Consider the following 13348-nt stretch of genomic DNA (forward strand, 5'->3'; position numbering starts at 1 on the left):
GATTATTTACCCGGCGCGCGATAGGGGATGAAGTCGCCTAGCGCGCAGGCGCCACTGGTCATCCCGGTCTGCAGGTTGGCGGTCGTGGTCATGTCGCCGCGGCACAGTTGCGAGCCGAAGCTGCGCACGATCAAGGTGTCGCCATAGACGAGGCCGCTGCAGCTGCCGATCAACTCATTCTTGTAGATCAGCCGGTTGCTCACTCGATAGAGCAGCACATTGTTGCTGATGACGGTCAGATTGGTCCGTGGTTCGCGGTTGATGCAGCCTTGTTTTTCACCGGCCACCTTGCCTTCCAAAGCCTTCTCCAGCTTGGCCGCCTGCTTCTGCGTCAGCGGTGTGGGCGTATAGCTGCCGGTGCAGCCCGCCAACAGGAGCGGTATCATCCCTATCCATGCGCGCATCGCGACTCTCCCTTGTCGATCTTTACCCTGACGACGGCACCATAGCGCAAAAACCGTCAGGCCGCGTCCTTTGCCGCGCGGTGCTCGGCCAATTGCGCCACGTCGCGCGCGCGCATGAAGATATTGGTCGCGCGCTCCAGCCCGATCGTCGTCGGCACCGTCGCTTCGTCCCGCGCCCGCAGCGCTTCGACGGCTGCAACCCGCTCGACCAGCGCCGCATTGTCCGGCTCCACCGTCAGCGCGAACCGGCCATTGGAGAGCGTATATTCATGCGCGCAATAGACGGCCGTGTCCTCCGGCAATTCCGCGAGGCGTTGCAGATTGGCGAACATCTGCGCCGCCGTCCCCTCGAACAATCGGCCGCAGCCCATGGCGAACAGCGTATCGCCAACGAAGGCCATCTGCGCGTCGGCCAGATGATAGGCGATATGCCCCGCCGTATGGGCTGGGACCGCCATCACGGTCGCGACATGATCACCGATACGCACGCTATCGCCTTCACCGACCAGGCGATCGAGCGTCGCGATCTTCTCCGCCTCGGCCGCGGGTCCGGTGATGACGCAGCCAGTCGCAGCCTTGATCGCCGCATTGCCGCCGACATGGTCGCCATGCCAATGGGTGTTCCATATCTGGCCGATGGTCCATCCCCGCGCGGCCGCCGCCTCCAGCACCGGCTCGGCCACGGCCGGGTCGATCACGACCGTCTCGCCGCTCGTCGGGTCATGGAGTAGCCAGACATAATTGTCAGATAGAGCCGGGATGCGGGCAACCTCCAACATCGGGCTCACCATTGCCCGACATTGGGCATCGACACCCAAGGTTCCGCCGGGTCGAGCCGCCCATCCTGCAGCAATTCGACCGAAATGCCATCGGGCGTGCGGACGAAGGCCATATGCCCGTCCCGCGGCGGCCGGTTGATCGTCACGCCCGCATCCAGGAAGCGCTGGCACGTCTCATAGATATTCTCGACCCGATAGGCGATATGGCCGAAATTGCGTCCGCCATCATAGATTTCGGCGGGGCTGCCATCCTCCGGCGGCCAATTATAGGTCAGTTCGACCTGCGCATCCTCATCCCCCGGTGCGGCGAGGTAGACGAGCGTGAAGCGCCCCTGTTCGCTGTCGAATCGCTTGACCTCTTTCAATCCCAGCAGGTCGAAAAAGGCGATCGTCTTTTCGACGTCACGGACGCGGATCATGCTATGCAAGAATTTGGGCAAGTCTTTCTCCATTCGTCGCTATAAAGCAACGGTTCATCTGGGGGAGGGCAAGAATGCTCCCAAGATAAGGTCGCGCATCAACGCAGGGAAGAGGCAAGCATATGACATGGGACATGCGGGACAAGATAATGTTGGGCAGCGCCGCGCTGCTGGCGTTGGGGGTCGTTGGCGGCGGCTATCTTCTGGGAGACGGACTGCGGCGCGCCAAGGCGGCGGATCGCTCGGTCACGGTGCGCGGCCTGGCGGAAAAGGATGTCACGGCGGACCTCGCCACTTGGTCGATCAGCTATTCGGCGACTGGCTTCGACCTGCCGACCGTGCGCGCGGAAATCGACAATAATACCAAGGAATTGCAGGCCTATTTCACGGACCTCGGCTTCAAGCCTGCCGAACTGACCCCGACTGGCGCCGGGGTGAACCAATATCTCAACAATGGCGTCAACAATATCACCGTGACCCAGCGGATGTTGCTCCGCACGACTGACATCGCCCGCGCCCAGCGCGCCGTCGCGCAGCAGTTCGATCTGGTTCGGCGTGGCGTCACGCTGCAGGAAGGATCGGGCATGCGCTACAGCTTCACCAAGCTGAATGACGTCAAACCGCAGATGGTGGCCGCCGCCACCAAGGACGCCCGTGCCGCCGCCGAACAATTCGCCAAGGATGCAGGTTCCGGCGTCGGCGGGATCAAGAGCGCCACACAGGGCTATTTCTCGATCGACGCGCGCGATGGCGAAGGCGGCGACGGGTCAAGCGACACGCCCTACAAGAAGGTGCGCGTCGTCACGACCGTCGACTTCTACCTGAAATAGCGGACTTTAATCGCGGCGGTCGTCGCCAATCACGGCGCCCGCCGCACCACCGATGACCGCGCCTTCGGTCGTGCCGAGACCGGTCGCGCTGCCGACGACTGCGCCGCCGGTGCCGCCGATCAATCCGCCTGCCGTCGCGCCGCGCGAACAGGCCGTGGTCGCCATCGCGCCCGCCAGCAACAGGCCGATCGCCGCGACATTCTTTACATTGGGGGTCATCATCTCATCTCCGTTTCGGTGGTCCCGCTATACCCAAGCGAACGGACCGAACCGGAAAGCGGTTCCGTGACAAAGTCTTGCTGGACGGCCTTAGCCCGCAGGCTTGGCTACAGGTAAACGGGACAGATTATCCGCCGCCGCCTTGCCCGCTGCGGCGTCCGGCGCCAGGCGCACAGCCCGCTGCCAGGCGGATCGGGCGATATCCTCATGATCGGTCAGGATCGCGATATTGCCCTCCTCCAGCGCCACCGACGCATCGTCGGGCGAGAGCTGCACGGCGCGCGCGATATGCGCTTGGGCCAGACTCATTTCGCCGGACCGGCGCGCCAGCGTTGCCGACAACAGCCAGCCGAGCGGGTCTTTGGGTGCCTGGGTCAGCGCCACATCGATCGAATCGCGCGCAGCCTCCGTCTCGCCCAGTGCGACCAAGGCCCGCGCCCGATCGAGATGCACCTCGCCCTTTTCCAGCCCGTCGGGTAGACCGCGCGCTAAGGCCGCATCGAAATCTCCGCGCGCCTTGGCGGCATCCCCGCTGGCGAGCGCGGCATTGCCCGCCTGCGCCCACAGCCGCGCGCTTTGCACCATCTCGCCGCTCCGTTCAGCCTCTTCCGCAGCCTGCTGAAAGGCGATGATCGCGGGCGACCAGCGTTCGGCGCGCGCGAAGGCAAAGCCCATGCAGTGGCGCGCATAGAAGCCCCCGCCGTCGATCCGCCATTTTTCGGCAAAGGCGACCCCGGCGGTGGGATCTTCAAGCGCTTGGTCGAGACAGGCCTGGAAAGGCGCAGCGAATTTCGCGGGCACGGGAATTTTGCCGTCCTCCCGCGCGGGCGTGCTGGGCAGCGGCGCAGCGGCGACGCTGGCGGCGGCTTCCTGCTTCTCTTTGCGGCTGCGATTCATCACGGCCTCAATCTCAGGATCATAGGCCTGGGCCAACAGCATCAGGGGCAAGAGCGGCATCAATGGCTGTCCAACAGGCTGGCGACGGTGCGGATCAACAAGGCGATGTCGCCGTCGCGGGAAAGGCGATGGTCGCCGTCCTTAATCAGCAGCGTCTGCACATCCGATGAACGCAAACGGGCGGCCGCCTTCACCGCCACATACCAGGGCACGTCCTTGTCCTGCTGCCCGTGGAGCAGCCGTACCGGGCAATCAATGCCGATCTCGCCCTCCAATAGCCGCAACGCCTGACCCGACTGCCAAAAGGCCAGCGTCGTGACATAAGGATCGTCGCTATAGGCCGACGGCTCCTCGATCCGCCCCTCGGTCGCCAGCAGCGCCTTGTCGGCGTCGGTAAAGCCCCATTCGGTGAAATCGGGCGCGGCCGCGATGCCGACGATCCCCACAACCCGGCCGGGCCGGGCCAGCGCCACCAGTAGCGCGAGCCAGCCGCCCATCGACGATCCGACGAGCAGGACCGGTCCCTCGATCAGGCTATCCATCACCCACAGCACGTCATCGCGCCAACTGGCCAGCGTGCCATCGGCAAAACGTCCTTCGCTCGACCCGTTGCCCGCATAGTCCATCCGCACGATGGCCCGCCCTTGGCGCGCCGCCCATTGATCGAGCGCGACCGCCTTGCTGCCCTCCATGTCGGACATATAGCCCGGCAGGAAGAGGATGGTCGGCCCCGCCCCCGCCCGCGGGCGGCAGGCGAGACGCAGTCCATCGGGGCGGGCGAACAGGGTGATCGGGGTGGAATCGGGGTGGGTCATAGCGCCGTCATCCCCTCCGCTGGCGCACCCGTCCACCCCCGGCGCGCGATTTTGCAAAGAGGCATGAAATAATCCGCAACATGCGTTGACAGCTTTGGAGGCAGCGGCTAGTTGCGCGCTCCTACCCCGTGCCCAGATGGCGGAATTGGTAGACGCACCAGCTTCAGGTGCTGGCGATCGCAAGGTCGTGGAGGTTCGAGTCCTCTTCTGGGCACCAGCTACTCTCAAAGCATTGAAAATGCATGGGGATCGTCCAAAATACGGTCCCCCGAGAGCCTCTGCTACACAAAGCTGTTACACAATAGTGATCCCGGACCAGCCTCAATCCCGCAGAATTGTGGGAAAAATGGCCGCCGCTCCTGTTACACAAAGCTGCTACACAAATGCCCTTCTGGCCTGACAATCCGGCAGGGATGGTTTTACCTGCGACGCAGGGTTCCACGCGACCTCCGAGAGGCGATAGGACGGGCGGAGATATGGCGATCGCTGAACACGGACAGCCTTCGGATCGCACGGCGGCGATTGCCAGCAGCGGCCGCTCGATTGGAATTGATGTTTGAGGATGCCCGGTCGAATGGGGGGAAGGATGTCGACCTGACGCTCCTCAAGCCGCTCGATGACGATCTGCACGATATTGCCCCACGCACCATCAGCGCCTCGAAGAGCGAGGAGGCTCCTTGTCCCGGCGTGACGCTTGCAGACGCTTATGAGCGATATCTCTCCGATCCGACGCATCATTGGTCGGCGCGAACGCGAGAAACCTACGACACAGTCCGCAAGCTCGCGGTTTCCGTGATTGGGGCGGAAACCGAAATCCGAAGCCTCTCTCGCAGTCACATGCGTCATCTGATGGAGGTCTTGCGTTACCTGCCCCGAAACGCGACGAAGCTCTTCCCCGATCTCTCGCCCGAACAGGCTTCAGCCCAGTTGAAGGAGACCGGGAAGGGCGTGCCCATCAGTGTTGCGAACGCCAATGTCTATCTCAGCAGCCTGTCTAGCTTTCTCAACTGGGCGGTCGATGAAGAATTGGCCGAGCGTAACCCCGTGAGAGGACTCCGCTTCGCCGACAGCACGGCCAAGAAGGATAAGCGCAATCCATTCTCGCCAGACCAGTTGCGTCTCATCTTCCATGCTCCTCTCTATACGGGGTGCAAAGATGGCGGCCGGGGCTATGCGACGCCCGGTCATGAGCGCCCTCAAAATGCGCGCTATTGGGTTCCGCTGATCGCCTTGCACAGCGGGATGCGATTAAACGAGATATGCCAGTTGGACACGACAGATGTGCGGATGATCGATGGTGTACCCTGTATAGTGATCACGACAGAGTCACTGGTAGGCACCACGGATAAGCAGCTGAAGACGGGTGCGAGTGAACGGCTGATCCCCATCCATCAGCGCCTTCTCGATCTCGGCCTGATGACATACGTCGCACAGAAACGGCGAGCGGGGGAGGAGAAGCTCTTTGCTGAAATCGATCCCGGCACCAAGGGCGTCAGGGCCGTCGCGTTCAGCAAATGGTTCACCCAGTTTCTCGGCAACATCGGCGCGCGGCGCGAGAAGACCTGCTTTCATTCGCTGAGGCACTGTTTCCGGGATGAACTGAGGCATGCCCGAATCGATCACGATCTTGCGATGGCCCTTGGGGGATGGACGACGGGGTCTTCCGCACATGGAAAGGTTTCGGAAAATTACGGGCGGGGGTATCGGGTCGAGGTGCTGACGGAGGCTGTGAACAGACTCACTTTCGCCGATGTTGACCTCTCTCATATCGGACGTTGATCGTGAAAATCCAGCCACGACCCCGCTTCCGGGCGAAGCCACAGGTTATCAGCAGTTCCTGTGATGTTCTCTTTGCTCTACAGAGGAGCGCATCATGAGGACGTCTATGAATCAGGTATCCGGGTATCGCACGAGAAGGTTCAACCATGTCGGGTGAAATGATCCTCTATAACACCGAGGATGGCGTAACGGTCGTCCAACTGAGGGCGCGGGACGGATCGGTCTGGCTCAGTCAGGCCCAGATTGCTGAGCTTTTCGAAGCGACGAAACAGAACGTCAGCTTGCACATCCGGAATATCCTCGAAGATGGGGAACTAGAGGAAGGGGCAGTCGTCAAGGAATACTTGACAACTGCCGCCGACGGTAAGGCATATCGGACATTGCATTACAGCCTGTCCATGATCCTCGCTATCGGCTTCCGCGTGCGATCGGCGCGCGGCTTGCAGTTCCGGCGTTGGGCGGCGACCAGCCTGTCGGAATATCTGGTGAAGGGTTTCGTCATGGACGATGCCCGCCTCAAGGAACCCGGCACCGACTATTTCGATGAGTTGCTGGCCCGCATTCGCGACATCCGGTCTTCGGAGCGGATGTTCTACCAGAAGATATTGGATATCTACGGCACCAGCGTGGACTACGACGGACATGCCGAAACAACCCAGCTTTTCTTCCAGACGGTGCAAAACAAAATGCACTGGGCGGCGCACGGTCACACTGCCGCTGAAGTTATCTCCGCCCGCGTCAGCGCCACCAAGGACCATATCGGGCTGACCTCATGGGCAAACCAATCCAAGGGCGGCCCGCCACGCAAGACTGACGTCACTGTCGCTAAGAACTATCTGTCCGAAGAGGAGATTCAAGCGCTCAATCGGATTGTGACCGCGTATCTGGAATTCGCGGAGCTTCAGGCGATGAGCCGAAAGCCGATGACGATGCGCGACTGGATCGCCAAGTTGGATGATTTCTTGGCGCTAAGCGATCGTGATATTCTAAGTCACGCGGGTAAGGTCAAGGCGGATGCGGCCAAGGCAAAGGCGCAGATCGAGTATGACAAATGGCATGCTGACCAATTGAACAAGCCCAGCATCGTGGAGCGGCATTTTATCGAAGCTACGGCAAAGGCCAAAAAGATCGGCGCATCTCGCCCCTCATCGAAACCCAAGGAGGCCTGAAGGAGCGGCGGCCATTTTTCCCACAATTCTGCGGGATTGAGGCTGGTCCGGGATCACTATTGTGTAACAGCTTTGTGTAGCAGAGGCTCTCGGGGGACCGTATTTTGGACGATCCCCATGCATTTTCAATGCTTTGAGAGTAGCTGGTGCCCAGAAGAGGAGAGCGCCGGTCTGGATTTGAGTCTTCGATGAGGACTGGACGGATTTCCGCCATTTCTGGGGTGGAGAATGTGGGTGCCAGAAGAGGAACCGCATCATGGCGACCTCCATCAGTGTCCTTGTTGATCATCCCTATGCGATCGCCCTCTTCGACGATGGCCTCGATGATTTCAGAAACGCCGTTGTTCCGATCATCGGCTGGGGACGAAGGGATATCATCGATGCGTGATGTCATGCTCGATCTCCGTAATGATAAAGTGAAGGTTGGACCGGCAGCGTCAGCCGCGATCGCCAGGAACGATGATCAGGCCGCCAGCGCAGACATCTGAACTTTGATCCGGTGGACGGTCGCCACGCCCACCCGATGTTTCCGTGCCGTCTCATTGATGCTGGTGCCCCGGATCAGGGCGCGTTTGATCTTGTCGACTTTGTCCGGATCGACGGGAGGACGACCGCCCTTCTTTCCGCTGCGTGCGATGCCAGCCTTGACCCTCTCGGAGATCATGGCGCGTTCAAATTCGGCGAAGACACCCAACATCCCGAACATGGCGCGGCCGGACGGTGTGCTAGTATCGAGCGCCTGCACATGAAGGTAGAGGTCGACGCCGCGCGCGGTCATGTCCCCCAGGAGGCTCACGAGATGCTGGAGGGATCGGCCGAGGCGGCAGACCGACCATGCCGCCACCATATCGAACTCCCGCCGGGCGATGCCTTTGAGGAGAGCATCGAGACCGGGACGGCGATCGCGTCCTTTCGCACCCGAGATGCCTTCATCGCTGAAGTGCGCGACGATGGTCCAGCCCATACGTTCGGCCGCCATATTGAGTTCGCGCAGCTGGTTCTCGACGGTCTGGCCGTCATTGGTCGATACCCGCGTGTAGATTGCCACCCTTTTCATGCGCTGGAAATTCTCATGAAGTGATGGTGCTGGCAATAACCACTTCAAAAGACTTCATAATGTCCTCGATCTTGATATTCTCCATGCTTCTGATGGGAGGGCTCATGGAGCATGATCTGCACGATTTGAGGGTGGGCGATCTGGTGATGCGCGAGATGGATAATCGCGGGCAGACCGAACGTCACATCGGTGAGGTTCTGTCGATCCGGGCACGCATCCAGTATCTCGATGTGGGCTATGACTGGCGAGAATGGTGGGACGTGACAACGGCATCGCTCCACCCATTTCGCCCCCTATCGAAGCCGGGCTATCGGCTGCGGAAAGCTGAGGTGGATCAGATCGACAGGCTGCGATTGCGATGACGAACCTTCTTCACCAGATATTTTTGATGGACCGCTCCCAGCAGGCCACCGCGAGATAGAGGGTTATTTAAACCTCTATCTTGACAGGGCGATATAGCCCCCTATCTTATACGGGGCGATTTAACCCTGTATATGGAGTGATGCAGATGCAACCCTATGACCCCGGCAAGTTCGCCAAGGAATACTCCACCCCTGAAGGTCAGAAGCTCTGGGAGATTCTCAACCAACCGGCCAACATTGCGCGCATGCAAACGGCCAGCGATCTCGGACAACCTGCATTGAAGCCCCTTGAGGACGCCCTGTTGGAAGGAGTGGGACCTGCGATCACCGACGACTGGATGAAGAAGATGGCCGGGAACATGGTCCGGCAGATCATGGAGGCGAACGGCTACGAGCATGATGTCGAAGGCATCAAGCTGGCGTCCTTCCCCTTCTACAAGGCGAGCCGTTACCGCCGTCGGGTGTCGGATGACGCGGTCAGCCTTCATGTGTTCCGGGACAGCGGCGATGCCCGGCAGTTGATCCTTACCGATGTCCGAAGCGATGAACATCTTCCTACCCCTCCGACGGGAAAGCGCTGGACCTACTATAATGTGTTGTCCTCCCCCCTGAAGGCTCAGATCGGTCTGGGCCTTGATCTCAAGGCCGCTGCCAATGCGGTAGAGAAGCATGGTTATCACATGCATCGTCAGGAACGCGTTTTGCGTCCGGGACCGGGCGGATCAGCCTGAGCCGCCGCATCGGTAGTGGTCGATCGGGCCATTCCAGTGGCACCGAATATGGAACGGGCAAATCGACATCAACGAAGTCACGCTAAACGGTGGCTTTGAGGGAAGCTTTGCAGGTGGGTTTTTGGAATGTGGAATGGGACTAGCAATCTGGTCATCGATCATCCCCACAGCATCATCACCAAGGACCACTCCTGCGCCGTCGGCATGGTCACCGACATGATGCGGCGCGATCGTTGATCGATATCGTCGGCGGACATCGTCGACGGCGATCGGTGATCAAAATCGCGGACAGGAATGTCTGTCATCCTGTGCATGGTCACCTCTGTCATCGTCGAGAACTGCCGCAGATGATCCAGTCCATGGCCGGAGTGCCAGTTGACCACCGGGCGGGCCCCCGCCGGGGACGCTGAGCTTTGCTGGGACGGAGATAGTGCCCCTTGCTCTATATATTATAAGGTAAGGGCACTAATTTTGCCCGGATCGCGCCAGCGAGACGGTGTCACTCCGGATCGCGTTGATGCGTGCATGCGACCGTCCGGGAAATCGATCCGGGCGCGTGTGTAGCCCGGAAAAATCTGATACATCCGTGCATCTGATCTTGTAGGCATAGATGCCGATTCCAGCGCATCCAGTTGCGGCCATCGCGACAGCAATGTGGGTGACATCAATGTCGGAAAACCGCGCACATCCGTGTTTTGGCCGTGATCATGACGCCGAACATCATCCTGATGGGATCATCAACCGGCCCACGATCCGGAGCAAGGTCCGTGCTGTTAAAGTTACGAATAAAGTCAGGCAACGAAATTGGAGAAATGGCGGAAATCTGCGGGATAGAGGCTGTGGGCGATAGGGGCGCACGAGAATATTGCGATTGGAGACGGTGCGTCGGTAGCCTTGGGGCATGAGATATCACCCCGCACCAGCGCCCAGTCGCGCCATCCGCAATTTCGAACGACAGAACGAGCTTGAGAACGCTGACGTCAGTATCGAGCAATTGGTCAACGCCATGCGTGCCGATCTCCAGAAAACACGACCAGACCTCACCGACTCAGAAATCGAGCAGCGGATTGAACGTCGCCTTCAACGTGGGATGCAGCCTACGACCTCCAAGCCATTGCCGCGACCAGTGCCCGTGAAGCCATCGGTCAAGAAATGCGCTCGCAAGAAGGGAGGTAGGCGGTGAGCAACCACAACATTGTCTCTGACCGGGAACTGATCGCAGCGGTCAAAACGCTCGACAGCCGGTTTGCCCCCCTGTTCGAAAGGGGACTTGCGGCAGGCCCATCGGCCCTCGAAATGCGCCTCGCCCAACACGTCGTTGGCGATGGCGAATATCACTGTCTTGCGCCCTACAAGGCGCTCGACGGTATGAACCATCTATTCTCCGAACGCGTCTCGAACGGCACGGCGAAAGTCCATCACTATCCGCTGTTTTCGAACATGCTCGCCATGTCCGAACCTAACGCCGACGGCAAATGGCCCAAACCAAAAACCCGTCTCCGGCTCGGCCCCCATCAGATTTTCACGTTCGAGTTCGACAAAGACGGCGCGGAATTTTTCATCGAGCAATTGGGCTGGTGTGACGCCAAGGCACCATTCAAGGCGTCTGCACTAGCAATTCTGCATGAAAGATTGCGAGAGTTTGCCGACTACGATCTCATGACAGTGGCGTGGTCGGGCGCGAAGAGCCTGCACATCCACCTGACCTTTACCACCCAGCTATTTCTGAATTCGCATGAACAGCCCTGTCCGACGACCATCCAACGTGGGCATCAGGCGCATTGGGAGATTCTAAGGTCAATCGTCATGGACACTTTGCGCCCATCGGGAGGTGTGCAGCCGGATGACAATCTGTCGAGAGCCACGTCGTTGCGTCGCACCCCGCGAGCGCTTCGGACATTGGAAAAACCCAATGTTCTGGGATTTGCGGCTGGAAGGCGCGTTCGACAGGTTCTACTGCTCGAGCAAGAGAGTAAGCGCCAGCCTGCGCTGAAACTGCTATTCTCCCCAAGCCTTTTCACCGTCGATAGCAATGTCCGAAAGCCGCGAGCCTATTCTCCAGATATGGCTATGCCTCCAGACCAGCATCGGCATTGCGAACGCCGCCTTGCTGGCCTCTATGAAGGAACAGGCCTCAGCTTTGTCCACCTTGTGCATTCTGGTGATGGTCACCGCGCACTGTTTCGAAACAGCCCCCGCGATCGCAATCCATCGACCTACATAGCCGAGGAATTTGTGACGCCCCGTTTTATCGGGACTGATGCCGATCTAGCACAAGCTGCTGGCTGCCCGCCTCTTCCCGCGCCTTTGGGCCACATGATCCGTATCTGGTGCGCAGAACTTGATCAAACCGATGAGCTAACTAATGGTCAGATCGCAGCGGCGCGTGAACTGATGGCATCAAATCTTCCGCGCTACATCGCGCTGGTTAAAGAGCCGATGATCCTCACTGCGGCAGAGGGGATCAGCAAAACAACAACTATCATCAATGACTTTGATCGCATCGATACGGCTGTCAACGGCGACGGTCGCCCGATGATGTTTGCCTTCGGCGACTATGCGAATGCCGGTGAAAAAGCAGAATATTTCAACCAACGCTGGGCGGGCTCGAAGCATTTTGCCGTCGTATGGAGATCATGGTCTCGGCTGTATAGCGACATTTGCGGCGAACTCGGCCGCGAAGTGCTGACCGAAGATGCAGCAATAGCCCAAGGACGATCGCTGTGGCGATTTATCGAAATGGCCCAGCCAGACGTGCGGCGAGAAATTGAACGGCAGCATCGTGACCTGTGGCACCAAGTTGGTGATCGGCAGCCCGTTGTTATGACCGTGCACGACGTCGCACATCGATGGGGTCAGTTCGGGCGCACGCGCCAGCTATTCAACCGCCACTATTTTGAGCTTGATGGCGGCGACATTGAGGAACGTAACCGGTCCGCGTTATCATGCCTCATACACGATGAGGTCTCCGTCGGTAATCTCGTTCGCATCCTGACTGGCGACCAGATGGCGTGGATCAACGACCTCAGGCGCGCTTCGGGCGACATTTGGGCTGAACCAAGGGTGGCCCAGCAAAGGCGCGCCTTTGCTCAACATGTCGAGACAAGTGGCAGCATCGGCTTTGATTTCCACGCCGTCCGAGAGATGATGACCCTGTCCTTCGACGAGGTCATTTTACGCAGAACCGCAGAATATCCGCCGTTTCCGCGTGGCGATCGTTATGCCTGTGATGGCGAGCATATGTTCGTTGGTCGTCGCGATTGGTGGATGGAGGGACCAGATCGCAAATTGGCGGACCGTATGCTATTTCTCACAACAGAGGCCGTCCCCACCCGCGTCGCCGAGAAGGCATTCGACGGTGACATTTTGTGCGCAAGCCCGACGCATCTACGGCTGGGCAAAGACCCACTATCGGTGGGTAGTTGGAAAGGCATCCGGTCGAAGCATGTCGACGATGTGACGCGTGATTATCATGACTTGGAGGACTGGACCATCATTGCCAACAAGCTAGGCGAGGGCATTACGAACGGAATGACCCATATGGCTGCGCGCGGCCGCAATGATCTGGCCTCGCAATCAATCGTGCAGGTGGTGACCATGCTTGACGAGGACCATCATCGCACCGTTCAGGCCCTGAATGCTTGGACCGGCCGCGAGGATTTGGTGCTCTCGACTCATATCGATCAGATCAACCAAACGGCTGGACGTAATCGGGGATTCCGTCGGCAGCCCGGCACCGAACATCGTCTGCTGATCAATCCGACGTTATATCGGGCGCTGATGTCGAGTCCGGTGGCGATGTCAGGTCTCCGCTACAGATTTGAGGTCAATTTGACGAAGAATCAGAAGCGCAAGGCGCAGGAGCAACGCAAGGCCGCATGATCCGA

The 13348-nt window shown here is 59.5% G+C and carries 15 protein-coding genes, 1 tRNA gene and 1 pseudogene; 9 read left to right on the forward strand and 8 right to left on the reverse strand.

Features of this window, described 5'->3' with window-relative positions:
• Positions 1-2: 2 nt before the first annotated feature.
• Genes BSY17_RS10435 through BSY17_RS10445 form a run of 3 tightly spaced genes read right to left on the reverse strand, consistent with a single transcriptional unit; the run spans position 3 to position 1623 of the window.
• Positions 3-404, reverse strand: a complete 402-nt coding sequence (locus tag BSY17_RS10435) for a hypothetical protein (RefSeq protein WP_037472115.1) — start codon at positions 402-404, stop codon at positions 3-5.
• Positions 405-460: 56 nt separating this feature from the next.
• Complete coding sequence (gloB, locus tag BSY17_RS10440) at positions 461-1183, reverse strand: hydroxyacylglutathione hydrolase (protein WP_069065471.1); 723 nt, start codon at positions 1181-1183, stop codon at positions 461-463.
• Between the two features lie 5 nt (positions 1184-1188).
• On the reverse strand, positions 1189-1623 hold the full coding sequence (locus BSY17_RS10445; protein WP_069066901.1) for a VOC family protein: 435 nt from the start codon (positions 1621-1623) through the stop codon (positions 1189-1191).
• A gap of 101 nt (positions 1624-1724) precedes the next feature.
• On the opposite strand from BSY17_RS10445, the gene BSY17_RS10450 reads away from it, so the two are divergent.
• Positions 1725-2432, forward strand: coding sequence for an SIMPL domain-containing protein (locus tag BSY17_RS10450; RefSeq protein WP_037472119.1), 708 nt, complete (start codon positions 1725-1727; stop codon positions 2430-2432).
• A 6-nt stretch (positions 2433-2438) separates the two neighbouring features.
• Here BSY17_RS10450 and BSY17_RS10455 read toward each other — a convergent pair whose 3' ends face one another.
• The 3 genes from BSY17_RS10455 to BSY17_RS10465 all read right to left on the reverse strand — a co-directional run bounded on the left by BSY17_RS10455 (position 2439) and on the right by BSY17_RS10465 (position 4363).
• The gene (locus tag BSY17_RS10455; protein WP_443019509.1) at positions 2439-2654 is read right to left on the reverse strand and encodes a hypothetical protein; all 216 of its coding nucleotides are present in this window, start codon (positions 2652-2654) and stop codon (positions 2439-2441) included.
• 87 nt (positions 2655-2741) lie between these two features.
• Positions 2742-3608 (reverse strand): tetratricopeptide repeat protein, encoded by an 867-nt coding sequence (locus tag BSY17_RS10460; protein WP_069065472.1) that lies wholly within the window; start codon positions 3606-3608, stop codon positions 2742-2744.
• Positions 3608-4363, reverse strand: a complete 756-nt coding sequence (locus BSY17_RS10465; RefSeq protein WP_069065473.1) for an alpha/beta hydrolase — start codon at positions 4361-4363, stop codon at positions 3608-3610. The genes BSY17_RS10460 and BSY17_RS10465 overlap by 1 nt, the downstream gene beginning before the upstream one ends.
• Positions 4364-4493: 130 nt before the next feature.
• Between BSY17_RS10465 and BSY17_RS10470 the strand changes: the two genes are divergently transcribed.
• The 5 genes and pseudogenes from BSY17_RS10470 (at position 4494) to BSY17_RS22030 (ending at position 7699) form a co-directional block, all read left to right on the forward strand.
• Positions 4494-4580 (forward strand) — tRNA-Leu (locus tag BSY17_RS10470).
• A 206-nt stretch (positions 4581-4786) separates the two neighbouring features.
• Positions 4787-4873, forward strand: a pseudogene (locus tag BSY17_RS22180) (DUF6538 domain-containing protein); the annotation flags it as partial.
• A gap of 42 nt (positions 4874-4915) precedes the next feature.
• A complete protein-coding gene (locus BSY17_RS10475; protein WP_237236556.1) occupies positions 4916-6142 on the forward strand; it encodes a tyrosine-type recombinase/integrase in 1227 nt (408 codons plus the stop codon).
• A 146-nt stretch (positions 6143-6288) separates the two neighbouring features.
• Entirely contained in the window at positions 6289-7311 is a 1023-nt protein-coding gene (locus tag BSY17_RS10480; protein WP_069065475.1) for a virulence RhuM family protein, read from the forward strand.
• Positions 7312-7567: 256 nt separating this feature from the next.
• Positions 7568-7699 (forward strand): hypothetical protein, encoded by a 132-nt coding sequence (locus BSY17_RS22030; RefSeq protein WP_257785053.1) that lies wholly within the window; start codon positions 7568-7570, stop codon positions 7697-7699.
• A 75-nt stretch (positions 7700-7774) separates the two neighbouring features.
• Here the strand turns inward: BSY17_RS22030 and BSY17_RS10485 are convergent, their stop codons facing one another.
• Positions 7775-8368 (reverse strand): recombinase family protein, encoded by a 594-nt coding sequence (locus BSY17_RS10485; protein WP_069065476.1) that lies wholly within the window; start codon positions 8366-8368, stop codon positions 7775-7777.
• A gap of 104 nt (positions 8369-8472) precedes the next feature.
• Between BSY17_RS10485 and BSY17_RS10490 the strand changes: the two genes are divergently transcribed.
• Positions 8473-8730, forward strand: a complete 258-nt coding sequence (locus BSY17_RS10490; RefSeq protein WP_171899221.1) for a hypothetical protein — start codon at positions 8473-8475, stop codon at positions 8728-8730.
• Positions 8731-8870: 140 nt separating this feature from the next.
• Positions 8871-9461 carry a hypothetical protein gene (locus BSY17_RS10495; RefSeq protein WP_083217105.1) on the forward strand — a complete coding sequence of 197 codons (591 nt, stop codon included), beginning with the start codon at positions 8871-8873 and terminating at the stop codon, positions 9459-9461.
• Positions 9462-9619: 158 nt separating this feature from the next.
• On the opposite strand, the gene BSY17_RS21290 is transcribed toward BSY17_RS10495, so the two are convergent.
• Positions 9620-9844 carry a hypothetical protein gene (locus BSY17_RS21290; RefSeq protein ID WP_150125770.1) on the reverse strand — a complete coding sequence of 75 codons (225 nt, stop codon included), beginning with the start codon at positions 9842-9844 and terminating at the stop codon, positions 9620-9622.
• Between the two features lie 796 nt (positions 9845-10640).
• Here BSY17_RS21290 and BSY17_RS21295 point away from each other — a divergent pair.
• Positions 10641-13343 (forward strand): hypothetical protein, encoded by a 2703-nt coding sequence (locus BSY17_RS21295; protein ID WP_150125771.1) that lies wholly within the window; start codon positions 10641-10643, stop codon positions 13341-13343.
• The last annotated feature ends 5 nt before the right edge of the window (positions 13344-13348 follow it).

The sequence above is a fragment of the Sphingobium sp. RAC03 genome (genome assembly GCF_001713415.1).
Lineage (GTDB): Bacteria > Pseudomonadota > Alphaproteobacteria > Sphingomonadales > Sphingomonadaceae > Sphingobium.

Excerpts from the sequence above, each read along its gene's own strand:
- BSY17_RS10435 (WP_037472115.1), bottom strand. The coding sequence starts at position 404 with ATGCGCGCATGGATAGGGATGATACCGCTCCTGTTGGCGGGCTGCACC.
- gloB (WP_069065471.1), bottom strand. The coding sequence starts at position 1,183 with ATGTTGGAGGTTGCCCGCATCCCGGCTCTATCTGACAATTATGTCTGG.
- BSY17_RS10450 (WP_037472119.1), top strand. The coding sequence starts at position 1,725 with ATGACATGGGACATGCGGGACAAGATAATGTTGGGCAGCGCCGCGCTG.
- BSY17_RS10455 (WP_443019509.1), bottom strand. The coding sequence starts at position 2,654 with ATGATGACCCCCAATGTAAAGAATGTCGCGGCGATCGGCCTGTTGCTG.
- BSY17_RS10460 (WP_069065472.1), bottom strand. The coding sequence starts at position 3,608 with ATGCCGCTCTTGCCCCTGATGCTGTTGGCCCAGGCCTATGATCCTGAG.
- BSY17_RS10465 (WP_069065473.1), bottom strand. The coding sequence starts at position 4,363 with ATGACCCACCCCGATTCCACCCCGATCACCCTGTTCGCCCGCCCCGAT.
- BSY17_RS10475 (WP_237236556.1), top strand. The coding sequence starts at position 4,916 with ATGTTTGAGGATGCCCGGTCGAATGGGGGGAAGGATGTCGACCTGACG.
- BSY17_RS10480 (WP_069065475.1), top strand. The coding sequence starts at position 6,289 with ATGTCGGGTGAAATGATCCTCTATAACACCGAGGATGGCGTAACGGTC.
- BSY17_RS22030 (WP_257785053.1), top strand. The coding sequence starts at position 7,568 with ATGGCGACCTCCATCAGTGTCCTTGTTGATCATCCCTATGCGATCGCC.
- BSY17_RS10485 (WP_069065476.1), bottom strand. The coding sequence starts at position 8,368 with ATGAAAAGGGTGGCAATCTACACGCGGGTATCGACCAATGACGGCCAG.
- BSY17_RS10490 (WP_171899221.1), top strand. The coding sequence starts at position 8,473 with ATGGAGCATGATCTGCACGATTTGAGGGTGGGCGATCTGGTGATGCGC.
- BSY17_RS10495 (WP_083217105.1), top strand. The coding sequence starts at position 8,871 with ATGCAGATGCAACCCTATGACCCCGGCAAGTTCGCCAAGGAATACTCC.